Raw genomic sequence first — 24,989 nt, 5'->3', positions numbered from 1 at the left:
ATGAAATTTAAACAACTATTTATCGGAATCAGTCTAGCTGCATGTCTTGTAGCGGCCGGTTGTGAGGACGCGGGGATGGGACAGAAAGGGAATACGCCGGCCGATATCGTATCTAAAGTTTTGGAATCGCAAAAGAAAACGGGCTCTTATTATGCTGAAAGTACGGTACGCGTATATAAAAACAACCACGTAACCGAAGATTCCACTTCGAAAGAATGGTACGAAGCAACTACCGGCAAGCGACGCTTCGAAACCAAAAGCAACGGTCAAGAGGCCCTGTCTGTCAACGATGGCAGCCAAGTGATCACCTACGATAAAACAAACAAAAGCGCTTTTTCCATGAACATTACCGACGATATGGGGCTCAACCCGTTGTCCCAGAGAGACGTATTGATGAATATGATCAAAAAAATGCAGTCCACGCATAAATTTGAAGTTATTGGCGAAGAGAAAGTGCTGGGTATGAATACCTACCATGTGAAGTTGACGGCCAATACGTCTAGTACGCTAATGGGGGATATGGAGTTTTGGGTGGATTCGAAAACGTGGTTTGTCTTAAAATCAACCTTTGCGAACGGTGATCTAAAGACGGAATCGGAATACACCAGGCTGGATTTTTCCCCGAAGTTTGCGGAAGATACCTTCAAACTGGATATCCCGAAGGATATACAAGTCAAACCGATCGAGGACCTGAGTCCGGTCAAGGAAGTCACGCTTGAAGAAGCTGAACGCGCACTTGGTCAACCGTTGCTCGTTTTTAATGATCAACATGTGACATTAACGAAAGTGGCTTTGCATGAGCTGAAGGGAGAAATCAATCGGACGGAGGTAGAGGCTCAATTCTACAAAGATCAAGTGCCCTCCTTGTCGCTTAGTGTTTTTAAAAAGCCGGCCGATTCAGATCCGGGCGCTCTGGGCAAAGAAATTAAGGTGCGCCAAACGAATGGGTGGTATTCGGCCGAAATTCGGGCGTTGACTTGGGATGAAGGCGGGCTCCGATATTCCCTGCTCAACGAAAATCCGGATGTAACCCTGGATCAACTAGTGGAAATGGTACAAAGCATGAAGCTTAGTTCCTAATCATTCCCGACGATCTTTCAAGCTGTGAGGGGAGAGCAAAAATGAGTATTGCCAATAAATATCAAGATAGAGTGAAAAAGGATTTGGAACCAAACGAACAACTTGTTGATATCATTGCCGGCAGAACCGCCCCGACGAATTGGGTAATGAAGCTTCTTCCCGAAATTTCTTGGCTCACGAAAGAGAATATGCCAATGGTATTGGTGATAACAGATCAAAGATTGCTTATATATAAACAACAAATGAGTCTGGAGATCCAGCTCGCCATTGGAATTCATCGTTCCGATATAGCAGAGTGCAAAGAAGTCAAAGGTGTATTGAACGGGGCAATTCAAGTTGTGCTAAAAGACAGTCAATCTTTCAAATTTGTCATGAAAAAAGAACGAGTAACAACGATCGTGAAAGAGCTCAACTAATAGAAAGATGATTAGCCGGTCATATCGAGGTGAACAGGCTGCCGATATTTATTGGCAACCTGTTCCGTTCTTGACCAAGCGAGGATTCTAAAGAGAATTGGAACCTAGCCCAGCAGTTCTTTGGCCCCGTTCATCACTAAAGGCATAGTCTGTTTAACGAATGATTCTGCAGGTAGTAGACGCCCCTCTTTGTTCCAAACGTAAGCGGCCCCGTACATCCCCCAACTTAACATGATGGAAGCTGTATTGATTAATTGCGCGTTTGGACTCGAAAGCACCTTGTCTTTGTCTATAAAGGAAAGAAGTATCGCTTGAATTTTTTCCTTTATTTGAATTTCGAATACAGGTCCAAGCGGTTTATAGCTTCTTTTGCACATGGCGCTTAAATTCTCGTGAAAATCGCATACAGCCAGAAAAATACTCTGAATTGTTTCTTCATTTAATATTTCGTGACCGCTTATTCTACGATTTATGATGGCCATAAAAGATTCCGTTAATTTGGACTCCAGAATTTCGAATTTATCTGCAAAGTGCGCATAAAAAGTCGCTCTGTTCACCGTAGCCCTCTCTGTAATATCCCTAACGGTTATCGATTCGAAATCTTTTTCTTGAAGTAATGAAGTGAAAGCGTCCTGAAGGAGTCGCCGTGTACGTATCACGCGAGGATCAGCTTCATTCTTTTTAATTGTCATGTGGGCTGGAGACCTCCTAACTAAAACGACATTATAGAGATGGTGTTGTTTATACAACGTTTCATTGATATTGATGATTGCGTGCCACTCGGTTCTTATTATAACATATGAATACAACACGTGTTGCACAAACAACTAATGTTGTTTTAAAGCAGGATGCTGCATACAAAGAGGAGGAGAGAACCATGTCCGTTTCACAACCGTCGCAAACGATGGAGCAACAATCTTTTTTTGATGTTATTCGAGAACGCCGTTCGGTTCGCAGCTATGATCCCGAGGTCAAGATTTCGCGGGAGGAATTGAGCGAAATCTTGCAGCAAGCCACGCTGGCTCCCTCGGCCGCTAACCTGCAGCCGTGGCGGTTTCTCGTTATCGACTCGCCGGAGCTGAAGCAGAAGCTGCTTCCGATCGCATTCAATCAACAGCAAGTGGTCGAGGCTTCGGCTGTCATCGCCGTTCTTGGGGACCTGGAGAACATCCGGATAGCCGAGAAGATTTACGGCCAGGCTGTCGATGCGGGCTTCATGCCTGCGGATACGGCAAAATCGTTTGTTGAGCGTTATACCGGTATGTATTCGAGCATGCCGCCCGAGGCCATCCGCCAAATCGTTTATACCGACGGCGGACTAGTATCGATGCAACTTATGCTTGTCGCCCGCGCCAAAGGCTACGATACGGTACCGATGGCCGGTTACGACAAACAAAAGTTCATGGAAGCCTTCGGCGTATCAGACCGGTATGCCCCGGTTATGCTGATCGCCATCGGCAAGGCAGCGAAGCCTGGTCATCCGACGGTGAGGCTGCCAATCGAGGATATTGCTTTTTTTAACGAAATGCCTAACGAATAAGAACATGCAAAAGACCTTCGCATCCGTATAAACAACGGCGTGCCAAGGTCTTTTATAAATTCTGCGCATCTGATCCCAACAAGGCGTTCATTGACGAAATTCAAGCTCTTCCAATTGCCCCGACTCCCGGCGCCTCCAGCTCATGAATACCAAGGACAATGCAATTACCGTGAGAATAATCCCCAGCAAGCGAAATCCCCCGAAGCTGAACTGATCTCCCATGACGATACCTATCAATAATGAAGAGATAATGGCCCCCAGGTTTCTTGATGTATTAAATAAGCCGGATGCTACACCGATGATTTCTTTTGGGGCACTTTTGAATAAGGCTGCTTGCATACCGACATTGTTCAATCCGTTGCTGATGCCGAATGCCGCTAACGCCACACACACGCTGATAACCGGTGAAAATTCGTTCAAGGTCACGATCCACACGGCCCCGAATATCATGAGAATCGCGGACACGAGCAACGCCGGCCTGGGCCCCGATTTATCGATCCATCGCCCTGCCATTGGAGAAGCAACGAGCGAGCACAAGCCCAAGGTTAGCATGAGAATTCCAGTATGGAATTCGCTAATATGACGTACCATTTGCAAATAGGACGGAAGCCCGAAAAAGAGTGCATAAAAAAGTATGTTAACGACCATGAATTGGACATTGACCCACGTCACCGCAGGATATTTGGCGAATGTGCGCAAGGGAATAAAGGGTGAAGCCGTTTTTAGCTCATGTCGTACGAAGGCTCCCAGTACAACGAGGCCGATCAACCCGGTAATGATATACCCAGAGGAAACATGACCGGATGATTTTGCCGACAGTATTCCGACAAGCAGGGCAATCAGCCCCACAGTGAAGAGCAGAATCCCTGGCGCATCAATCAAATTCAGCCATTTGCGAAAGGACATTTTGCGTTCAACAGATGTTGGCGTCTCGTCTTTAGGAATCATCCTCCAAGACCATAGAAAGCTCGCCACCACGAACGGAATATTAACGAAAAAGATACCGGGCCAATCCCACCAATGAATCAAAACCCCGCCAATAAAAGGGCCAATGGCTGCCGCCCCGGATTGAAAGATGGACAAAACGGACACCGCAGTCGCTTGTTTCTCCGTAATATGAATTCGCACGATGGCCATTCCAACGGAAATCATCATGCTTGTCCCGATGGATTGCACAATGCGGAACACGATGAGCCATCCAAAGTTCGGTGAAAGTGGAGCTAATAATGAGGCAATGAAGGATATAACAAGCCCGGTAAGAAATATTTTCCTGCGGCCGAATAAATCGCTGGCCCTTCCCATGACAGGTTGAGCCACAGCACTTGCGATATAGAAGGTAAAAATAATCCAGGAAACAACAGTAAAGTCAAGCTGGAATCCATTTTGCAGCCTGGGAATAGCAACGGAAACCATCGAAGAATTTAATGGGTTCAATAGTATCCCCAGTCCAACGGAAATCATCAACCACCTACTGCGAGCATTCATTTTGGAGTCCCCCCCGAAGTGTTTTAAAGATATCGTACTTGAAATCGAGTATTTACTCCAACGCATTTTATGTTATGATTTCATTGACACGAAGGAATGAACGGAGGGTGCAGGATGGAGCTTCTTCAATTGCAATATTTTCTCGCGGTAGCTCGATTGGAGCATGTGACCGAAGCGGCACGAAGTCTGCACGTTACTCAATCGTCACTAAGCAAAACGATCCAACGCCTGGAGGAGGATCTAGGGGTTCCTCTATTCGATCGAACAGGGAGGAAGCTGCGATTGAATGAGTTCGGAAGCAGATTCCTTCGTCGTGCGGAAAGGGCTTTATTTGAATTGGAACAGGGGAAGCAGGAGCTTAGCGATTTGTCCAGCCCGGAGCATGGCACAATCGAATTGGCGGTGACCAACGCAAGCAAGCTGCCCAATATTCTTCGAGAGTTTCGGAAAAAGCATCCCCATATCCAATTTCACGTGCAAATGCTGACCACACAGGAAATGGTTACGCTTCTCCATCGAGGAGAGGTCGATTTCTGCTTGTCCTCGCCTCCTATACAAGGGGATGACATTGAATGTCAAATCGTGTATTACGATCCCATTCTTGTAGCTGTTCCAAAGGGGCATCGGCTGGCAGACCGAAGCAGCGTATCCTTGACGGAACTGAAGGACGAATGGTTTGTCGGTGTAAAGAGAGGGTACCTCACTCGCGATTTAGTGGACTCCGTATGCAAATCGGTTGGGTTTACGCCTAAATATGTGTATGAGGGAAACGAGCCTGCCCGACTAAGCGCTCTTGTGGAAGCAGAGATTGGCATAGGCTTCATACCAAGCACGGCAAGGAATCCGCGGGAAGATATTCACTATCTTCAGGTAGAGGATCACGAATTGGTACGGGAGATCGCTTTATTATGGCACAAGAGCCGGTACATTTCGCGGGCTGCTCTGGAATTCCGCGAGGTCGTTGTACAATATTTTGAGGCGCTATCCAAACTATTTAACACAGAGGAGAAGCTATCATGACGGAAAATCGCAATGTGTTTCATCCGCCCTATGTCGTACGTTTTCCATTTGCAAAATCGCTCGGACTACGTTATGCGCTGATTGACGTGAACGGAAATCTTGTTCGCGAGCCGAATTTGCTTAAAGTACATAACTTTACTTCAAATGGCAAGGGAGGTTACATAACCGCAGCTCAGGACCTAAACGAAAAATGGGGGTATCTGGATCAAAACGGCCGCTGGTTGATCGAGCCGATTTTGGAGGATGCGCGCATTTTTGGCGAGGATGGCTTGGCCAGATTCAAAAAAGAAGGGCTATGGGGTTATGTAGATTTGAACGGCGAGGTCAAAATCCAACTCCAGTTTGAGGAGGCGCTGCCATTTAGCGCAGGCTTGGCAGCGGTTCGATTGCACAATGGTTACGCTTATATCGATGGTGCGGGACAAGTCGTCATCGAAGGACCGTTTGACGAGGCAGGCTTCTTTTCGCCGATCGGTCTGGCTGCCGTGAAAAATCAGGGAAGCTCCTCTTGTGGGATTATCAATATGAAAGGCGAAATGGTGATCGCCCCACAATTTGCGGATGTCAGCATGTATACAAGCGATGGTATAGCCCCTGCAAGGAAAGGTAAACTATGGGGACTGATCGATACGCAAGGCGAATGGATCGTGAAGCCGACCTATTCACGTATCGAAGAGTTCAACGAAGAGGGGCTCGCTTTTTTCACTGATTATACCGATATGATGAACATAAGAAAGGGTTATCTCAATACAAAGGGCGATGTGATCATTGAGGGAACGTCGATTTCGGACCAAATGGTGTGCGGGCTGGCAAAACAAGATGTGCCTTATGGCGGAGGTATCGGCTTCTTCGATCGTACCGGTACGATGGTGATCCCGCCACAGTACGCTTGGGCCGATCCTTTTCATGAGTGTGGCGCCAGCGTCGTTCTTCACGAGGAAAAATGGGGAATTCATACAATGGACGGCCAGTTCCGGGAAATGCCTTATGTGGAGCCGCTGACGGATCATGAAGGCTGGGTACTGGGCTTTAATGGCGGCAAGGGAATGGCTCCGTTTCTTGTCCGGCAGGGCGAAGTCGTCTACGTGGACGCGGCTGGAAGGGAAGTTTGCAGACTGCGGGTAGAGGAGACGGGGAAGCCGCAGGAGCGTGTATTGCGACTATTCAATGCTGAGGGAAGAATCGCATGGCAAAACGAAGGAGAGAAGGGTACATTTTTAACGGAGAGACCGTTTTTGTGCAGGCAGCCAGCCCAGCATTTTGAGGATATCCAGTATTGGGAGGGAGATATTACGGATGCCGCACAAACCCTCTTGGATGCGGAACCTAGAGTTTTTTACCCCTATGGCTGGTATGAACGGGATGTGTACGATCTATCGGAAGAGGATGAAGATGAAATCGACGAGCATAAAAAAAGAGGCGCGATGGAGGTCCTGGCCGGCACCTATGTGAGCGAGGAGCATTACGGGCATTACCCTTTTCTCGGAGAATGGGAAAGAAGCGCGTTCGAACAGTATTTTACAGTGATCGCTGAGCGTCTTTCCGATTCTTTTGGCGATCCGCTGCCCGATGCTTCCATCATGCTGCGCTGGGGTGATAACAACCTTAGCAAGATGTGGGAAGTGAACGGCAAGTATCTGGTGCTGGAATGGTTCACTGAATATGGCGACGGTGATTTCGTCCACCGGCTGTGGCTTGCTGCAGGAACCAGAGAGGATTTGGAATACGATGAGGAGGATGACGAGAACGAATACGATTCAAACGAGGAAGAAACCCAAGAAAATGACAAGACCTTCGATCTCGATCAGTTTGAGAAGCTGGTGAAAGAGGCACAGGCTCATATGGATGCGGAGGAGTATGAGGAAGTTCTCGATTTGGCGTTCCAAATGGAGGAGCTCGCCTCAGATTCCACGGATGTGGATGTCGAGCACATGAGTTGGATCTATGACTGCAAGCGGAATGCGCTTTATCCATTGGGGCGGGTAGGAGAAGCGCTCGAGACCTGCCGTGAAGCGATTGCCTATATCTCCCCGAGGATGTTATTCAACTATCGGCCGGAACCCCGCCAAACGCTGCGCGCTTGCCATAATATGCTCGCACGGGAGCTAATGGAGCACGCCACATCCAAAGAAGAATGTCTGACAGCCTGGGAACATGTAAAGGCTTGTTTCAAAACGAAGGAACCGAACGAGGGCGAAGCGGTACTTGAATATTTTTATGACACCCGAGCGCTTGTGCTGCTGAAGCTGAGTGAGTTTGATCCCGCTGAGCAAGCGAAGGCCTTTGCTTTTCTTCAGCGGATGCAGACCATCGGGTCACCATATCTGAGAGACGAGCCTCGACTGGCTAAAGCGATAAACTCAGCAGAGTACCAGGCCTTTTTGAGAAGCAGCCGTGAAGTCGATCGAGAATATGTACAGGCACCTGCACAGGAAACCGCTATGGAGGCAGTGACCCGGTACCACAAGGCATACGAAACATTTAGCCAGTTCAACTCGCACGTGGAAAAGGAGTTTGGGCCCATTCTTTCCCTTGCGTTTAGGGAGGAAATGATTGCGAAGGCCGAAGAGGAATTAGGATTTGCCTTGCCGGATGCACTTCGTCAATTTATGCTGGTGCCTGGCCTTGTACACGGGATATACCCGGAACTTGTGCCTCCTATGGAAATTCAAGGGGTGTTTTCGCTAATCAGTGATGTGTGGGGAGTTCGCCGGCAGTTCGAGGAGCGTTTGACGCAGAAAGAATTGTACTGGCTGGAGGTTCATTGTCAGATCTGCGGCTTGTCACAGATGGATGATCATAGTCAAGAGTATATGTACTTTACTCCCGGAAAAGGATTTGGCACCTTTACCTACACTCGGGAGGATTGGGATAAATTTGAGGCGAATGTGCTCAGACCGCTGCTGGCGCAAGAGATTCCCGTTGAGACATTCGACCAGATGTATTCCCGAAAGGTGACCGATCAGATTAAGCGGATAATTGAAGTTAGCAACAGAAACCCTGGTGCAATGCACTGATCGTACCCCCTCTAAGTAAACGGTAAAGGATAAGGCCCTTACTGTTTGCTTGGAGGGGATCTTCTGTCCAGTCAAATGAAAGTATTGACATTACTACGAAAACGTATTAAATTGAGTTCAGACATATATTACGAATTCGTAGTAATTTCAGTCTCTTTTTTTACATTTATTACGAATTCGTACTAAAAGAACGATCATGAGAATAAGCCGACGAATGCATGGAAGATCGAATAATTTCGGTCTAAATTAAAGCGCGGGAGGGGGATTTATATGAATTGGCAAGACGCAGCCTTGGTGATGGCTGGGCTTATCGGAAGTGGCGTGGCGGTGATTCACGGCAGTCTGACCCAACGGCTCATGATCAGGCCGCTAACGAAATCTGCTCTCGCCGACGAACTAACGTTAGTCAAAAAGCTCGTGCCGTCACTCTTGCAGTTCAGTACGTTCAACTGGTTTCTCGGCGGTCTAGCCTTGATCGCTTCTGCCCTCTGGTTCGAGCAGGACGTAAGGCTTGCGACTAGCCTGCTCGTTGGCAGTTCCTACCTGTATGGCGCTCTCGTGAACCTTTGGGCGACACGCGGCCGTCATCCCGGCTGGATGCTTTACACGGTTGCACTCGGCTTGATCGCCTTCGGCGTCAGCGGATCCGGCGGTTGAGGCAATGACTTTCGCAAGGTCCGAAACGGGGCGCGGTCGGCAGATTTATGTTCGTATGCCCCGGATTCCGATTCCGGGGCACTTCTTTTTCTCAAGTTTGGTTTCCTTACATGGCAGCAGCCGGTTGTGCTTTTTTAGACGCTTCCTGACTCGTCGTAAAGTCGATCGGCGCAACGCCTTCCGCTTTCCACACCGTACCTCTTCGCTCGTACTCGAATAACTTTTCGACGGCATTCGCGATTTGGGGCCCGAGTTCACGCTCAACCAAATACAAGGCCACGTCGAGTCCCGAAGTCACACCTCCGCCGCTTACGAGGCGAGGACCGTCTACAACGACTCTTGCATCAACCGGAATTGCGCCGGCAGCTTTTAACGCAGCCATGCCCATATGGTTGGTTACGGCGTGTCTATCTTTCAACAAACCTTTCATAGCAAGCAGCAATGAGCCTCCGCATACGGTAGCCACAGTAACTTCCTTATTGTCAACAGCTTGCTTCAGCAAATCCGGTAAGCCTGTCTTCATGGCTCGCCCTAATATATTCGGAATGGCGTCTTCCGAATTTCCCACCGGTTTACCCGCAGCCCCGGGCACCAAAATAATTCCCGGACGATTCGGATCTAACGCCGCTTGCGCTTCGAGGGCGGGCCCATTCATACCGCTCGGGACAGAACGCTTGCCTTCTGCGGATACCAATTCCAGCGTAACCGCTCCTCCCGAGTACAGTCCCGCAGCAGCGAATACTTCGTATGGCGCCAAGGCGTCCAGCAGATCGAAACCATCGAATAGTACAATTTGAACATGCACACTTTTGTCCTTGAACGCATCATGATTCTCTTGTGCTTTCGCACTTGCTGCCGGGGCAACCAGACTTAGCACCAGAACAAGCGACAGGAGCAATCCAATAAATTTTTTCATCTTTAACCATTCCTTTCGTTTGGAGGTGAGTGGACCACCTCATGCACGGGGAACCGCAGCTTCCCCGGATGAACCGTTCATTCTAATGATGACGTCAGGAATAACCAGCAGCAGCACAATGGAGCCATAAACGCCAATGGTATAGCTGGTAGCGTAAACAAGACCGAAACCCTGATGAAACAGGAAGGTGATGAGATGAATGAACATGTTCGTAAAACAAAAAGCGTAGCTTCGGATCATCTAGTTTCGGTGTCGGGTGATCCGTTTCATTTTGATTTGGACGAGCGCCGTTATTGTAATAAACAGCCATATAACATTCAGTGCATTGAATCCCATACTGCTTATTTTTCCTCCGGTGGCGTAAGGCGCCATGTATCCGGAAGTCAGCACGACAATCAGTACGGACACCAAATAAACGTAGCCGTTGATGCGATGGAACTTGCGGCTTTTTTCCATGACTCGGTTGGAAAAGTTGAGCAGCCCCGCCGCCATGGCAATGCAGGCAAATGCAACATGAACGTACATCACGTTTAACCAGACCGGGAGATGGAGCACGCGTTTGAGTCCGGTTTTATGGCTTAAAAAGCTCTCGGCTCCGGGATCGATAATATAATTGTTCACCAAGGCGTAAAGGATAAATAAAATCGTGATACCGGTCAAAAGGCCGGATAATCGTTTCCGTTTTTTCATGTGCTCCGAACCCCCGTGGCTTCATTTTTATGACCAATACACAGTTCCGGGCTAGGAAACGCGATGACCTGTTAATTTGGATGCCGGCAGCATGCCGGCCTCGGCGATTCCGGTCATGTGATCTCCATCGGTGGCAACTTCGAATTTCAGATTCAAGCGCATCGGTTTCGTGATTTGCAGCGACCAAGTAAGCTTGCTATCCTGAAGGGCGGGGTTCAACAACGCTACCGTCTCATTCCCTTGAGTGGCCTTGCCTTGGATCACCCCATTGTTTGTTGAGATGGAGAGCTTAACCTGCATTTTCCCAACTGGCGTAGCGATTGTCGTATCCCAATCCCCTTCGAAGACCGATGCCGGTGTGAGTTTGTTATCCGAAGTGTCATAAGTCATGGGTGCTTTGTCCGCCGCAATGCTCGGTTCGTCGCCTGTCCATGTTTTTGGACGGACAGGTGCCATTCCTGTTGCTCTCCAAACCGTCCCCCTCCGTTCAAATTCGAACAACTGTTCTACTGCGAGCGCGATACGCGGTCCAAGCTCACGTTCCACCAGATACAGCGCTACATCGAGTCCCGAAGTTACGCCGCCGCCGCTAACCAGGTTGCCATCGTCCACGACGCGCGCCGAGACGGGAATGGCTCCGGTTGCTTCAAGTACACTCATGCCCAGATGATGGGTTACCGCCGGTCTGCCTTCCAGGAGCCCTCCCATGGCCAGCAGCAGGGAGCCGCCGCATACCGTGGCGACTACGATGTCTTTTTGCGCGAGTGCCTGCCTAATCATACCGGTCAATTCCGTGTTCATGGCCCGGGCCAGAATAGCCGGAATGGAATCGGGGCCATCTCCTTGGACGTCACCCGCGGCGCCGGGCACGACAATGATGCCCGCACGTTCCGGATTCAATCTGTCGCTTGCTTCAAGCATTAATCCGTTGATGCCGCTAGTCACGGTCCTCGGCCCTTCGGCGGTGACGAATTGTACGCTTAACGCGTTATCAGCATTCGTGGCAGCGGCGCAAAAAACTTCGTAAGGTGCAATGGCATCCAGAAGGTCGAAGCCGTCAAAAAGTACAATTTGAACCGTTAACATCAGTAAATCTTCCTCCTTTATCCGTTTCTGCGTAGGACGAGACGCGTCATGACCCGGTATTAGCCATCCGTGTTCGCAAGGAAAATTGTAACAAACGAATATCTCAAACGAAGTTGTAAAAAGGTCACAAAACAATAAACAAATCATCACAAATCAGATCGTTTCGTTAGCTTCTTGCGGAAAAGATGCTAAACTAGAATTCGAAGGTGGGATATTCATGAGCGAAGTTAATACGATACTGGTTGTAGACGACGACCAGAGTATCGTCGACCTTTTGAGAGACTTTTTAGAATACGAAAATTTTCACGTGATAACCGCTTGTGATACTGCTCAAGCGTGGGCTGTATTCCAACAGAGTTCCATTCATTGCATCGTTCTTGACATCATGATGCCGGGAGAAAACGGATTCGAGTTATGCCGCCGGATTCGGGCGGAGAGCAACGTTCCGATCCTTTTCTTGAGCGCACGCAGCGATGATGTGGACAAGATTCGAGGGCTGACGCTCGGCGGCGATGATTATATCGTCAAAACCGCTTCACCGGGTGAGATTGTAGCCAGGGTCAAAGCGGTATTGCGGCGTTTCGCTTCTCAGCATCAAACGGATGGAAGAGTCTTGGATTTTGGCCGGATCAAGCTGAATCTGTCCACAAGAGAAGTGATCGTGGATGGGAAGAATGTAGTGCTCACGCCGAAGGAATATGCGTTGTTTCGATTATTTGTCGAACACCCCAGACATGTTTTTACCTACGAACAAATACTTGCAAAATTTTGGGACGGGGTGGGCGATAAGCATACGATTCGGGTGTATCTCGGTCGACTTCGCGAAAAAATCGAATCCGATCCGAACCATCCGCAATACTTGGTCAACGTATGGGGAGTAGGGTATCGCTTCGAGGGAGGATAACATGAGAACGCTTCGTATTCGTACGTTTACTTTGCTGTGCTTTTTCTTCATACAGCTCGTGCCGTGGATCTTCTTTGTTACGGCTCACTTCATGGAGACGAAAACGCTCAGCTTCACAAAAAGTCAACCGCAAGACGAGCTTCTGCAAAGACATTTGACCGAAATCATACATCTGATCGAAACCAACTCGGACAAATGGAGGGACCCGAATTGGCAAAACGAATTGCATAGCCAATTGCGGCAAGCGAAGATGGAGGCGGCTATTGTATCTGCGTCAGATCAGGAAATTTATCGGTCTAATCCGGAGCTCGATGGCGCAATGTCGACAATTGAACGGTTCTCCGTCATAGCGGACGGTCATTTACTCGGTAAGGTCGTCATTTCCCTACCGAAGTCCAATACGGTTCAGATCATTGCGGTGGTTGCCGGAGTATTGCTCGCTTTCTTTATTATCGCTGTTGCCATGCGAAGATTCCTTCTTAAGCCCCTCGAAAGGATGAGCTTTGCAGCCAGACAAATCGCCGCAGGAGATTGGGATGTGAAGCTGCCTCGGTCCAGGATCACCGAAATCTCTGAAGTACGCGATGGATTCGAAGTCATGGTGAAGGGGCTTCAACAATCTTTTCGGAAACAAGCGGAATTGGAAGAAGAGCGTCGATTCGTAATCGGCGCTGTCGCGCATGATTTACGAACTCCGTTGTTCGCCTTACGAGGTTATTTGGATGGTCTTGAGCAAGGAATTGCTCAATCTCCGGAGAAAATTACAAAATATTTGGCGGTGTGTAAGGAAAAATCGACGCAATTGGACCGGCTGGTAGAGGACCTTTTCACATTTACCAAGATGGAGTATTTGGAGATGAAGCTTCACAGCAAGACGATTGATTTCAAACGCATACTCCAGAAATCGATCGATAGTCTAAGTCCGCTAGCTCGGCAAAAGCACATCTCGATTTTGAACTATGCTGCAGACGACTGCTTCATTAGCGGTGACATGCACTTATTGGAACGTTCTATCAATAACCTTTTGGATAATGCCGTCAGGCATACACCCTCCTATGGTGAAATTGTTGTTCAATGTTATATAGATCATGATTGCGTAAAGTTTACGATACGTGATACAGGGCCGGGCTTCTCATCGGAAGAACTGCAGCGGGTTTTTGAACCTTTATATCGAGGTGAACAATCCAGGAATCGCTCGACCGGAGGCAGCGGGCTAGGGTTGACGATTTCACGGAGAGTTATTAGGCGTCACGGAGGGGAACTTGCCGCAGGTAACCATTCGGAGGGTGGGGCTCTGCTGAGTGGTTGGATACCTGCAAACAATCAGGACTAGACTCGCTTCTTTTTTTCTTGCGGAATATCGGACCTTTGGAAAAAATATGGTATAGCCGTTGACAAATGGAAACATAACATATATTGTAGATATATAATATCTATAATTAGTAAGGGCGGTAAGGGCTGTCATCAACCCCAAGTCACGGAAAGCAGATAATTTCAGAAAATAAATGAGAGGGGATATGAACATGTTGAACGATTTTTTCAACGAAACCGTCTGGGAAAAAGCTTGGAAGGAAGATACGCAGACCGCAGTCAACAAGATGAAAAAAGCCGGCATGGATGCAGTTCGCGTTTTTGACCATAAGGCAAAGTCATTCAACGATGAGGCTTTTAGCGAGGAAGGCAGACAAAGAACTAAACGGATTATGAATTGGCTGGAAGGACAGGGTGTGACATTCAACGAAATATCCATTCTAGACATTGGTGCGGCTTCGGGCGGATTTACAGTGCCATTCGCGGAAAGAGGGGCCCGCGTTACTTCCGTAGAGCCATCTCTCCCTTTGGCAGAACTCCTGAAAGAAAATGTGACGGGATTAACAAACGGGAAGGTTGAGCTGGTGACGGAGCCGTTCGAAAACATTCATATTCAGGCAAAGGGATGGGAGAAAGCCTTTGATTTGGTATTTGTCTCCATGTGCCCGGTTATCGTCGATTGGGAGAGTGTGGAGAAGGTGCTCAGCTGCGCGCGTCGGTTCTGCTATATCAGTCTGGCTGCCGGCTCCAGAGAGCACAGTCTGGTGAACGAGATTTGGACTTTGGTCACCGATCAGCCTCAGAAAACCGAGCATCTGGAGATGGCTTATTTGCAACATTTGTTGTATCTTAAAGGCTACTCCTATGAGTCGCTGATCACCCGGGAGATGAAAACCAGGGAGGTATCCAGAGAAACGGCGCTCATGGAGGCTATGGACTGGCTTAAAATTTTGGGTCTGCCTGCGGATGATCGAAACCGGCAAATCGTCACCGAGTATTTGGCACGGACTTATCCGTCGGACAAGGTGGGAATCCGGCAGGGGGGTCGATTTGGCAAAGTTCTGATTCGATTGCAGGATCAGAACATGTACACCAGAAATAGTGTGTAAAGAGGAGAAAACCGCGGAATTACGCGAATAGTTATTTATCTTCTGAAATGCCGCATACATTGCGGCTTTTTTTGTTTTATCTCATGTTGACGGATCGCTGCGATGCTGAAAATTATGTGCTTGATTTTACAGCCAGGCAGGCTTCATTTTTGGGAAAATGAGGAGTTCTTATAGAACTTTTGTTCTAGTTAATTCGGTATCTTGGAACCACTAAATAGTGATATCCATGATATACATCAAATGGCAAAATAAGGTCTAAATTACCATGAAATATAACCATAATTTAGATATAATGAACAATTAGTGGGCTAATTGTAATCTGATGTATAATTCGTCCGCATAAATATTGAATGGATGCCGGGAACTTTGTCGGCTATCGAGACATCACATTTCATAGATCCCCAGACTAGCGAGAATCCCTTTTTTTCTTGCCTCCGAAGAAATTCGAGAAACATTTCCCACGATTGCCTCTACAGAAAACCTATCATATGTTGATCGTACGCGGCGATTTGTCGCCTTGTTCCAGTGGTTGCACTTCCATCCATAAAATGAATATCAATTAGGAGAGTGTCAATGTGAGCGAGAATACGAACAAACGATTGCCTTTGACTCAAGCGCAGCGAAGAATATGGAATATGGAAATGATGTATCCGAATACGACGGTGGGAAACATCGCAGGAACTTTATACATGCGGGGGGCCGTCCATACTTCTGTTTTGATACAGGCTGTTTATAAACTAATTAAAGAACACGATGCTTTCCGTATCCGAATTGCGTCTTCTGCCGATACCGCTCAGCCCATGCAATGGTTCGAGAATGAATCGAACATTGTCCCGGAGTGCGATTACTTGGAAATGAGGGACGACCAGGAAGCCAAGGAGTGGCTGGAGCGTTTTAATAAAATCCCGATCAGCATTTTCGATGAGAAGCTGTATCATTTTTGCGTGTTTAACATCAACAACGAAGAGCATTGGTTTAACCTGAAAATCAACCACATTATAGCGGATGGCGTGGCCTCGCATATCATCTGCAATACGGTCATTCAAAACTATATCGAGCTTCTGAACGGAACCGGGCAGGCCCCGAAAGCCAAAAGCTCCTATCTCGATTATATTTATGCAGAGCAGGAATACGAGCGTTCGGAGCGGTACCAGAAAGACAAATCCTATTGGTTGGACAAGTTCGAATCGTTCTCGGAAATAACGGCAATGAAGCCGAGTACGCCGTATGCCATAAGCACGGAGGCCAAACGGACGACGGCTGTCGTTGCCCGGGAACGATACGAGCGGTTACAAAACTTCGCCGAACAGCAGAAGATCAGTATCTTTACGTTGTTTTTGTCATCCTTATATATTCTTCTTCATAAAGTTACGGGAAATCAGGACCTGACGGTAGGAACGATTTATGCCAACCGGACGTCGAAGCAAGAAAAAGACACCCTGGGGATGTTTGTCAGTACGGTGGCGGCCAGAATCCTGCTCGATCCAGATCAGAGCGCCTTATCGTTTCTGCATCATGTCTCCAAAGAGCAAAAGTCGAATCTGCGCCATCAGAAATATCCGTATAACCAACTCATTCAGGATTTAAGGAAACGCAACAAGCAGCAGGATGTTCCGGAGTTATTCCGTGTGGATATTGAATATTTGCCGCTTAGCTGGTCGCACTTCGAAAATCTCAGCGTGCTGCAAAACAGCAGTTTTTGCGGGCATGAAGTGGGGGATTTCGCCATACACGTCGTCGACATGGTCGATGACCGGCGAATCGAATTGAATATCGATTACCGCGTTCAATTGTTCGAAGAGCATGAAATACGGCGCATGGCCGGGCAGCTTATCGCGATTATTGAACAAATCATGCACCATCCGCATCAGACAGTACGCGAGCTGTCCATGCTGAACGAGGAAGAGCGGCATAAGATTTTGACCCGGTTCAACCCGGCGATCCCGGAGCAGCCGCCGGAGAAGACGTTCCACCAACTGTTCGAGGAGCAGGCGTCGCGGACCCCGGAAGCGGTGGCGGTGCGGTGTGAGGACAAGCAGCTGACGTACCGGGAGCTGAACGAACGGGCGAACCGGCTGGCGAGCACGCTGCGTTCGGCCGGCATCGGGCGGGAGTCGATGGTCGGCATTTTGGCGGACCGTTCGGTGGACCTGCTGGTCGGCGTCATGGGGGTTTGGAAGGCGGGAGGCGCATATGTGCCGCTTGATCCGGATTATCCGTCCGACCGCATCGGGTTTATGCTGGAGGACAGCGGGGCTACGGTTCTGTTGACGCAAACCCATCTGAGAGCGCGCGCCCAAGCGTGGCTGGAGGAAGGAGCAGCGCTGCATGACGTGCTGTGCCTGGACGATGGGCAGTCGTACGGTGGAGATGGGGAGAACGGGCCTCATCATGGGAACGATGGGCCCGGCGTTTGCGAGCCGCATAATCTGGCGTATGTGATTTACACGTCGGGAACGACGGGACGGCCAAAAGGCGTTATGATCGAGCACCGCAGTCTGGTCAATACGGCGGCGGCTTACCGCCGGGAGTATCGGTTGGATCAGTTCCCGGTGCGGCTGCTGCAATTGGCGAGCTTCTCCTTCGACGTATTCGTCGGGGACATTGCCCGGACGTTGTACAACGGAGGCACGATGGTCATCTGTCCGAAGGACGACCGAATCGATCCGGTCCGTTTATACGACTGGATTCGTGACGGACAGATCACGATCTTCGAATCGACGCCTGCGCTGATTGTGCCATTTATGGACTATGTGGCGGAGCAAGGTCTCGACATGAGCTCGATGGAGCTGCTGATCACAAGCTCGGACAGCTGCAGCGTAACGGATTACCGGCTGTTGCAGGAGCGCTACGGCTCGCAGTTTAGAATCATCAACGCGTACGGCGTAACGGAGGCGGCAATCGATTCGAGCTTCTATGACGAGCCGCTCGCTAAGCTGCCGGAGGCGGGAAATGTACCGATCGGCAAAGCGTGGCTGAACGCCCGGTTCTATATCGTGGATGCTCACCTGAATCCGGTACCGGTGGGGGTATTGGGCGAGCTGTGCATCGGCGGCGTCGGCGTGGCCCGTGGGTATTTAAATCGCCCGGAGCTGACGGAAGAAAAGTTCGTGGACAGCCCGTTCGTCCCCGGGGAACGGCTGTACCGCACAGGCGATCTGGCGCGCTGGATGGAAGACGGCAACGTGGACTTTATCGGGCGGATCGACTATCAGGTTAAGATTCGCGGTTACCGGATCGAACTGGGCGAGATTGAGACCGCGATGCTGCGTTTCGCTGGAGTTCGTCAGGCCGTCGTAACCGATTGGACCGATGAGCGCGGACAAAAATATTTGTGCGGCTACGCGGTCGCGGAGCAGGAGTTCAGACTGGACGAGCTGCAGGCGTATCTGGAACAAAGCCTGCCAACGCATATGGTTCCTGCGCGCCTGATGCACCTGGAGCAGCTGCCGCTTACGCCTAACGGTAAGGTAGACCGCAAAGCGCTCCCTGAGCCGGAGGGAAGCGTTCAAGTAGGGGCGAAATATGCGGCGCCCCGTACGGCGGCGGAGCAAGCACTGGCTTCCGTATGGCAATCCGTGCTGGGCACAGACAGGGTCGGGATTCTGGATAACTTCTTTGCGCTCGGCGGCGACTCGATCAAAGCGCTGCAGGTGTCTTCGCGGCTTCTCCAGGCCGGCTACAAGCTGGTCATGCGGGATTTGTTCCATTATCCGACGATCACGCAGCTCAGTCCGCATCTTCAGGCTGCCGGCAAAATTGCGAGCCAGGAAGAAGTGACGGGCGACGTGAAGCTGACGCCGATTCAGCGGTGGTTCTTCGAGCAAAATCCGGCTGACCCGCATCACAGCAACCAATCCTTTATGCAGTACCGTCAGCAAGGCTTCGATGAAGCGGCGCTGCGCCAGACGATGAAGAAGATTGTCGAGCATCACGACGCGCTGCGTACGGTATACCGGAAAACCGAAAATGGCGTCTACGCGGCCTGGAACCGGGGAATCGACGAAGGCGAGCTGTACAGCTTGGAAGTCGTGGACTTGACCGGCACCGAGGACCGCGCTGCAGCGATTGAAGCAAAGGCGAACGAAATTCAAGGCAGCATCGACCTTGAAAACGGACCTCTCGTAAAGCTGGGTCTGTTCCGCTGCGCGGATGGCGACCATCTGTTGATCGCCATTCATCATCTGGTCGTGGATGGCGTGTCCTGGCGCATTTTGTTCGAAGACCTGGCTACGGGCTATGAACAGGCTTTAAGCGGTCAAGCGATCCGGTTTCCGCACAAAACGGATTCGTTCCGGACGTGGGCCGAACAACTGTCCCTCCATGCCAATAGTCCGGCGATGCAGTCCGAACGGACGTACTGGCAGGTGATCGAACAAGCCGGGAATGTCCCGCTGCCTAAAGATTACGAGCAGGGCAAGTCGCTGCTCGAAGACAGCGATGTAGTGACCGTAAGATGGACGGCACCAGAAACGGAACAGCTCTTGAAGCAGGCGCATCGCGCCTACAATACGGAGATGAACGATCTGCTGCTTGCCGCGCTGGGCATGGCCGTGCGCCAGTGGACCGGGCTCAACCGGGTGCTTGTGAATCTGGAAGGCCACGGGCGGGAAGACATCGTGAAGGATGTCGACATTACGCGCACAGTAGGTTGGTTCACGAGCCAATTTCCGATCGTGCTGGAGACAGGCCAGGGCCATACCGTTTCGCAGCAGATCAAGCAGGTTAAGGAAGGGCTGCGCCGCATACCGAACAAGGGAATCGGCTACGGTATCCTGAGATATTTGTCCGCTCCGCAAGAGGGCGAGCGTTTTGTTCTGGAGCCGGAAATCAGCTTTAACTATTTGGGTCAGTTCGATCAGGACTATGACAGCAACGGAATGAAGCCTTCTCCGTACTCCACCGGTTCGGACGTCAGCAGGAACGCGACGATGGATTTTGCGCTGGACATGAACGGCATGGTTTCGGAAGGCGCTTTGGAATTGACCATCCGGTACGGCACGACCCAGTACCGCCGGGAAACGGTGGAGCGGCTCGGTGCACTGCTCCAGTCGAGCTTACGGGAAGTGATCGCGCACTGCCTGACGAAAGAACGGCCCGAACTGACGCCGAGCGACGTCCTGCTGAATGGACTGACGGTGGAAGAGCTCGAGCAGTTGGCGAAGCTTGCCTCGCCGATCGGCGAGCTCGAAAACGTATATACGCTGACCCCGATGCAGAAAGGGATGCTGTTCCACAATATGATGGACGCCCAATCGGGAGCGTATTTCGAGCAGGTGACATTCGATCTGCAGGGAAGCTTCGACGTGGAGTCGTTCTCACGAAGCTTGAATTTGCTGGTTCAGCGGCATGAGGCGCTGCGGGCCAATTATATAAGCGGCTGGAAGGACGAGCCGGTGCAGGTCATTTTCCGCGAGCGGAGCTGCGAGCTTCATTACGAAGATGTGAGCGGGATGCCGCGGGCGGAACGCCGGCAATATGCCATTGACTTTGCGGATGCCGACAAGGCCAGAGGGTTTGATTTGGCCCGGGACCCGCTCATGCGGGTGGCGGTTTTGCGCACCGGGGAGCAAGTTCATCATGTCATTTGGAGTCATCACCATATTCTGATGGACGGCTGGTGCATGTTCTCCATGATCAAGGAAGTGTTCGACAGCTACTTTGCGTATCAGGAACAAAGACAGCCAGAGCTGGCTCCGGTTACGCCGTTCGCCCGGTTTATCGAATGGCTGGAAAAGCAGGATGTGCATGCGGCGTCAAATTACTGGAGCGGGTATTTGGCCGGTTACGAGCAGCAGACGGCGCTGCCTCAAGCGAAATCGCAGTCCAAGCCGGAGGACTACGTTCCGGTTGAGCTGGACCTTGAGCTCAGCGAGGAGCTGAGCGAGCGGATCGAACGGGCGGCCAGACAGAACCAGGTGACGGTCAATACGCTCATTCAGACCGTTTGGGGACTCTTACTGCAGGCCTATAACAACAGCAGAGATGCCGTGTTCGGCTGCGTCGTGTCGGGTCGTCCGGCGGATATTCCGGGCGTGGAGAGCATGATCGGCCTGTTTATCAATACGATTCCGGTGCGCATTCAAAGCGAAGCGGGAGATTCGTTTGCCGATGTGATGAGAAGAACGCAAGAGCAGGCGCTGACCTCAGGTGCCTACGATACGTTCCCGCTGTACGAGATTCAAGCGCTGAGTGAGCAGAAGCGGGACTTGATCAACCATATTCTGGTGTTCGAAAACTACCCGGCGGAGCAACGGATCGAACATCTGGTCGGAGGGGGCAAAGAAGCTCTATCCATCTCCAATATTCAGGCGCCGGAGCAAACGAACTATGACTTTGACGTAACTGTGATACCGAACGAGCGAATTCTGTTTCGTTTCAGCTACAATGCGCTGACGTTCGACGAAACGGGCGTCCGACAGCTGTTCGGCCACTTCGCCCGGATGATGGAGCAGGTTGCAGCCAATCCGAGCATTTGCTTGGACGAGTTGGAGCTGCTTACCGACTCGGAAAAAGAGCAAATTATGGAACGGTTCAACCCGGCGATCCCGGAGCCGCCGCCGGAGAAGACGTTCCACCGGCTGTTCGAGGAGCAGGCGGCGCGGACCCCGGAAGCGGCGGCGGTGCGGTACGAGGACAAGCAGCTGACGTACCGGGAGCTGAACGAACGGGCGAACCGGCTGGCGAGCACGCTGCGTTCGGCCGGCATCGGACGGGAGTCGATCGTCGGCATTTTGGCGGACCGTTCGGTGGACCTGCTGGTCGGCGTCATGGGGGTTTGGAAGGCGGGAGGCGCGTATGTGCCGCTTGATCCGGATTATCCGTCCGACCGGATCGGTTTTATGCTGGAGGACAGCGGGGCTACGGTGCTGCTGACGCAAACCCATCTGCATGAGCGTGCTCAAGCGTGGCTGGAGGAAGGCCCGGCGCTGCTTAGCGTGCTTTATCTGGATGATGAGCAGTCGTACGGCGGAGCTGCGGAGAACGGGCTTCATTATGGGAATGATGGGCCCGACGTTTGCGAGCCGCATAATCTGGCGTATGTGATTTACACGTCGGGAACGACGGGACGGCCAAAAGGCGTCATGATCGAGCACCGCAGTCTGGTCAATACGGCGGCGGCTTACCGCCGGGAGTATCGGTTGGATCAGTTCCCGGTGCGGCTGCTGCAATTGGCGAGCTTCTCCTTCGACGTATTCGTCGGGGATATCGCGCGGACGTTGTACAACGGAGGCACGATGGTCATCTGTCCGAAGGACGACCGGATCGATCCGGCCCGTTTGTACGGCTGGATTCGCGACTGCGAGATTACAATCTTCGAATCGACGCCTGCGCTGATCGTGCCATTTATGGACTATGTGGCGGAGCAAGGCCTCGACATGAGCTCGATGGAGCTGCTTATCACAAGCTCGGACAGCTGCAGCGCAACGGATTACCGGCTGCTGCAGGAGCGCTACGGCTCGCAGTTTAGAATCATCAACGCGTACGGCGTAACGGAGGCGGCAATCGATTCGAGCTTCTACGATGAGCCGCTTGCCAAGCTGCCGGAGGCGGGAAATGTACCGATCGGCAAGGCGTGGCTGAACGCCCGGTTCTACATCGTGGATGCTCACCTGAATCCGGTACCGGTGGGGGTATTGGGCGAGCTGTGCATCGGCGGCGTTGGCGTGGCCCGTGGGTATTTAAATCGCCCGGAGCTGACGGAAGAAAAGTTCGTGGACAGCCCGTTCGTCCCCGGGGAACGGCTGTACCGCACAGGCGATCTGGCGCGCTGGATGGCGGACGGCAACGTGGACTTTATCGGGCGGATCGACCATCAGGCGAAAATCCGGGGCTACCGGATCGAGATTGGCGAAGTGGAGTCGCAACTGCTGAAGGTTGAAGCTGTGCGGGAAGCGGCGGTCGTCGTCCGGGAGGACGGCAACGGACAGAAGGCGCTGTGCGCGTACTTTGCGGCCAAGGCTAGGCTGCAAGCAGGCGACCTGCGAAGTGCGCTGTCTCAAGAGCTGCCGGACTATATGATTCCGTCGTACTTTGTACAAATGGAACGGCTGCCGCTAACTCCAAACGGAAAGATTGACCGCAAGGCGCTGCCCGCTCCGGAAGGAAATGCAGACATCGGCTCGGAATACACCGCGCCACGCACGCCGCTGGAAGCGAAGCTGGTCGGCATCTGGCAAAAAGTGCTTGGGCTGGAGAAGGTCGGAGTTAAGGACGATTTCTTTGACATTGGCGGACATTCCTTGCGTGCTACGATGCTGGTCAACAAGGTGCGTATGGAGGTGAATGTTGATTTTCCGCTGCGGGACGTTTTCCGTTATTCTACGGTCGAAGGAATGGCTCGGGTGATTGCCCGGATGGAGGAACAGGAGCACGCTTCCATTCCCCGGATCGAAGAACGCGACTATTACCTATTGTCTTCCGTTCAAAAGCGTCTGTACATCCAGCAGCAGATGGAAGGAGCGGAGCTCAGCTACAACATGTCGGGAATGATGGTGTTGTCGGGAGCGTTGGACCGGGACCGGTTCGAAACGGCGCTGCGCGGATTGATTGCGCGCCACGAAACTTTGCGTACCGGCTTCGAAATCGTGAACGGCGAGCCGATGCAGCGGGTCCATCCGCAGGTGGAGTTTGCGGTAGAGTACATGCGGGCGAGCGAAGAGGAAGCCGAGGAGATCGCCGGGCGGTTCGTCCGCGTCTTCGATCTGGAGTGTCCTCCGCTGCTGCGTGTCGGCCTGATCGAGCTGACGCCGGAACGTCATATCCTGATGTTCGACATTCATCATATCATCTCTGACGGCGTGTCCACGGGCATTTTGCTCGAAGAGCTGCTCCGCTTGTACAGCGGGGAGGAGCTGGCGCCTCTGCGCATCCAGTATAAGGACTACGTCGCATGGCAGCAGTCTGATGCGCAGCGCGAACGAATCCGGCAGCAGGAAGCTTATTGGACGAACCTGCTGGGCGGCGAGCTGCCGCAGCTGGAATTGCCGTTCGAATTTGCCAGACCGGCTGTTCGCAGCTATGAGGGCGACGCGGTTGATTTTAGCATTGACGAGCTGAAAAGCGAGGGACTGCAGCGAATTGCTGAAGTCACCGGAGCGACGCTCTTTATGGTGTTGCTGGCAGTATACAAAATTCTGCTGCATAAATATTCAAGGCAGCAAGACATCATCGTAGGCACGCCGGTTTCGGGCAGAACCCATGCGGATACGGAACCGCTGATCGGGATGTTCGTCAATTCGCTGGCTATCCGCAGCTATCCTGCCGGAGAAAAGACGTTCCTGTCTTATCTGGAGGAACTTAAGGAAACGATGCTGGGGGCCTATGAAAATCAGGACTACCCGTTCGAAGAATTGGTAGATCAAGTAAGGGTGTCCAGGGACTTAAGCCGCCATCCGGTATTCGACACGATGTTTGTCATGGAAACCAAGGAAGAGCAGATTAACCGGTTTGGAGAGCTAACCATGGAACCCTTTATCCAGACGAAGGCGGTCGCCAAATTCGATTTGACCTTAGAAATTATGATCGAAAACGAGGGGATGAGAGGTCATTTTGAATATGGCACGAAGCTGTTTACCCGAAACCTGATCGACAATTTTGCCGAAGACTTCTTGACCGTTATCTCCCGGATTTGTGAACAGCCTGAGATTCAATTAAAGGACATTTCATCGAACGGTCTGACGGCGCGGCTGGAAAATCCGGAAGTAACCATCGATATCGTTTTCTGAGATGGATTTTACCGAATACAGAGGAGAGAT

14 protein-coding genes and 1 pseudogene are annotated in these 24,989 nt (G+C 51.2%); 10 read left to right on the top strand and 5 right to left on the bottom strand.

Going from position 1 to position 24,989, the window contains the following annotated elements; translation table 11 throughout:
- Both QMG93_RS02645 and QMG93_RS02640 read left to right on the top strand, forming a co-directional pair.
- A complete protein-coding gene (locus QMG93_RS02645; protein WP_281933343.1) occupies window positions 1–1,080 on the top strand; it encodes a LolA family protein in 1,080 nt (359 codons plus the stop codon).
- A 41-nt stretch (window positions 1,081–1,121) separates the two neighbouring features.
- Window positions 1,122–1,496 (top strand): hypothetical protein, encoded by a 375-nt coding sequence (locus QMG93_RS02640; protein WP_281933342.1) that lies wholly within the window; start codon window positions 1,122–1,124, stop codon window positions 1,494–1,496.
- A 104-nt stretch (window positions 1,497–1,600) separates the two neighbouring features.
- Here QMG93_RS02640 and QMG93_RS02635 read toward each other — a convergent pair whose 3' ends face one another.
- Complete coding sequence (locus QMG93_RS02635; protein ID WP_281933341.1) at window positions 1,601–2,188, bottom strand: TetR/AcrR family transcriptional regulator; 588 nt, start codon at window positions 2,186–2,188, stop codon at window positions 1,601–1,603.
- A gap of 185 nt (window positions 2,189–2,373) precedes the next feature.
- On the opposite strand from QMG93_RS02635, the gene QMG93_RS02630 reads away from it, so the two are divergent.
- Complete coding sequence (locus tag QMG93_RS02630) at window positions 2,374–3,036, top strand: nitroreductase family protein (RefSeq protein WP_281933340.1); 663 nt, start codon at window positions 2,374–2,376, stop codon at window positions 3,034–3,036.
- 87 nt (window positions 3,037–3,123) lie between these two features.
- Here QMG93_RS02630 and QMG93_RS02625 read toward each other — a convergent pair whose 3' ends face one another.
- Entirely contained in the window at window positions 3,124–4,521 is a 1,398-nt protein-coding gene (locus QMG93_RS02625; protein WP_281933339.1) for an MFS transporter, read from the bottom strand.
- A gap of 114 nt (window positions 4,522–4,635) precedes the next feature.
- Here QMG93_RS02625 and QMG93_RS02620 point away from each other — a divergent pair, with 114 nt between their 5' ends.
- From QMG93_RS02620 to QMG93_RS02610, 3 genes are all read left to right on the top strand, one after another.
- Window positions 4,636–5,541 (top strand): LysR family transcriptional regulator, encoded by a 906-nt coding sequence (locus tag QMG93_RS02620; RefSeq protein WP_281933338.1) that lies wholly within the window; start codon window positions 4,636–4,638, stop codon window positions 5,539–5,541.
- Window positions 5,538–8,558, top strand: a complete 3,021-nt coding sequence (locus tag QMG93_RS02615; RefSeq protein ID WP_281933337.1) for a WG repeat-containing protein — start codon at window positions 5,538–5,540, stop codon at window positions 8,556–8,558. Before QMG93_RS02620 ends, QMG93_RS02615 begins: the two co-directional genes overlap by 4 nt.
- A gap of 270 nt (window positions 8,559–8,828) precedes the next feature.
- A complete protein-coding gene (locus QMG93_RS02610; RefSeq protein ID WP_281933336.1) occupies window positions 8,829–9,215 on the top strand; it encodes a hypothetical protein in 387 nt (128 codons plus the stop codon).
- A 106-nt stretch (window positions 9,216–9,321) separates the two neighbouring features.
- Here the strand turns inward: QMG93_RS02610 and QMG93_RS02605 are convergent, their stop codons facing one another.
- The 3 genes and pseudogenes from QMG93_RS02605 to QMG93_RS02595 all read right to left on the bottom strand — a co-directional run bounded on the left by QMG93_RS02605 (window position 9,322) and on the right by QMG93_RS02595 (window position 11,907).
- Window positions 9,322–10,131, bottom strand: a complete 810-nt coding sequence (locus QMG93_RS02605; RefSeq protein ID WP_281933335.1) for a DJ-1/PfpI family protein — start codon at window positions 10,129–10,131, stop codon at window positions 9,322–9,324.
- 39 nt (window positions 10,132–10,170) lie between these two features.
- Window positions 10,171–10,821, bottom strand: a pseudogene (locus QMG93_RS02600) (DUF2306 domain-containing protein).
- Between the two features lie 51 nt (window positions 10,822–10,872).
- Complete coding sequence (locus QMG93_RS02595) at window positions 10,873–11,907, bottom strand: DJ-1/PfpI family protein (protein WP_281933334.1); 1,035 nt, start codon at window positions 11,905–11,907, stop codon at window positions 10,873–10,875.
- 217 nt (window positions 11,908–12,124) lie between these two features.
- Between QMG93_RS02595 and QMG93_RS02590 the strand changes: the two genes are divergently transcribed.
- The 4 genes from QMG93_RS02590 to QMG93_RS02575 all read left to right on the top strand — a co-directional run bounded on the left by QMG93_RS02590 (window position 12,125) and on the right by QMG93_RS02575 (window position 24,959).
- A complete protein-coding gene (locus QMG93_RS02590) occupies window positions 12,125–12,811 on the top strand; it encodes a response regulator transcription factor (protein WP_281933333.1) in 687 nt (228 codons plus the stop codon).
- A gap of 1 nt (window position 12,812) precedes the next feature.
- Window positions 12,813–14,144 (top strand): sensor histidine kinase, encoded by a 1,332-nt coding sequence (locus QMG93_RS02585; RefSeq protein ID WP_281933332.1) that lies wholly within the window; start codon window positions 12,813–12,815, stop codon window positions 14,142–14,144.
- A 190-nt stretch (window positions 14,145–14,334) separates the two neighbouring features.
- A complete protein-coding gene (locus QMG93_RS02580; RefSeq protein WP_281933331.1) occupies window positions 14,335–15,231 on the top strand; it encodes a class I SAM-dependent methyltransferase in 897 nt (298 codons plus the stop codon).
- A gap of 575 nt (window positions 15,232–15,806) precedes the next feature.
- Window positions 15,807–24,959, top strand: coding sequence for a non-ribosomal peptide synthetase (locus QMG93_RS02575; RefSeq protein ID WP_281933330.1), 9,153 nt, complete (start codon window positions 15,807–15,809; stop codon window positions 24,957–24,959).
- The last annotated feature ends 30 nt before the right edge of the window (window positions 24,960–24,989 follow it).

The organism is Paenibacillus tyrphae, assembly GCF_027925525.1.
GTDB lineage: Bacteria > Bacillota > Bacilli > Paenibacillales > NBRC-103111 > Paenibacillus_G > Paenibacillus_G tyrfis_B.
Note: the sequence above shows the minus strand (reverse complement) of the source record. Positions and strands in the feature narration are given on the sequence as shown.

Excerpts from the sequence above, each read along its gene's own strand:
- QMG93_RS02645 (WP_281933343.1), top strand. The coding sequence starts at position 1 with ATGAAATTTAAACAACTATTTATCGGAATCAGTCTAGCTGCATGTCTT.
- QMG93_RS02640 (WP_281933342.1), top strand. The coding sequence starts at position 1,122 with ATGAGTATTGCCAATAAATATCAAGATAGAGTGAAAAAGGATTTGGAA.
- QMG93_RS02635 (WP_281933341.1), bottom strand. The coding sequence starts at position 2,188 with ATGACAATTAAAAAGAATGAAGCTGATCCTCGCGTGATACGTACACGG.
- QMG93_RS02630 (WP_281933340.1), top strand. The coding sequence starts at position 2,374 with ATGTCCGTTTCACAACCGTCGCAAACGATGGAGCAACAATCTTTTTTT.
- QMG93_RS02625 (WP_281933339.1), bottom strand. The coding sequence starts at position 4,521 with ATGAATGCTCGCAGTAGGTGGTTGATGATTTCCGTTGGACTGGGGATA.
- QMG93_RS02620 (WP_281933338.1), top strand. The coding sequence starts at position 4,636 with ATGGAGCTTCTTCAATTGCAATATTTTCTCGCGGTAGCTCGATTGGAG.
- QMG93_RS02615 (WP_281933337.1), top strand. The coding sequence starts at position 5,538 with ATGACGGAAAATCGCAATGTGTTTCATCCGCCCTATGTCGTACGTTTT.
- QMG93_RS02610 (WP_281933336.1), top strand. The coding sequence starts at position 8,829 with ATGAATTGGCAAGACGCAGCCTTGGTGATGGCTGGGCTTATCGGAAGT.
- QMG93_RS02605 (WP_281933335.1), bottom strand. The coding sequence starts at position 10,131 with ATGAAAAAATTTATTGGATTGCTCCTGTCGCTTGTTCTGGTGCTAAGT.
- QMG93_RS02595 (WP_281933334.1), bottom strand. The coding sequence starts at position 11,907 with ATGTTAACGGTTCAAATTGTACTTTTTGACGGCTTCGACCTTCTGGAT.
- QMG93_RS02590 (WP_281933333.1), top strand. The coding sequence starts at position 12,125 with ATGAGCGAAGTTAATACGATACTGGTTGTAGACGACGACCAGAGTATC.
- QMG93_RS02585 (WP_281933332.1), top strand. The coding sequence starts at position 12,813 with ATGAGAACGCTTCGTATTCGTACGTTTACTTTGCTGTGCTTTTTCTTC.
- QMG93_RS02580 (WP_281933331.1), top strand. The coding sequence starts at position 14,335 with ATGTTGAACGATTTTTTCAACGAAACCGTCTGGGAAAAAGCTTGGAAG.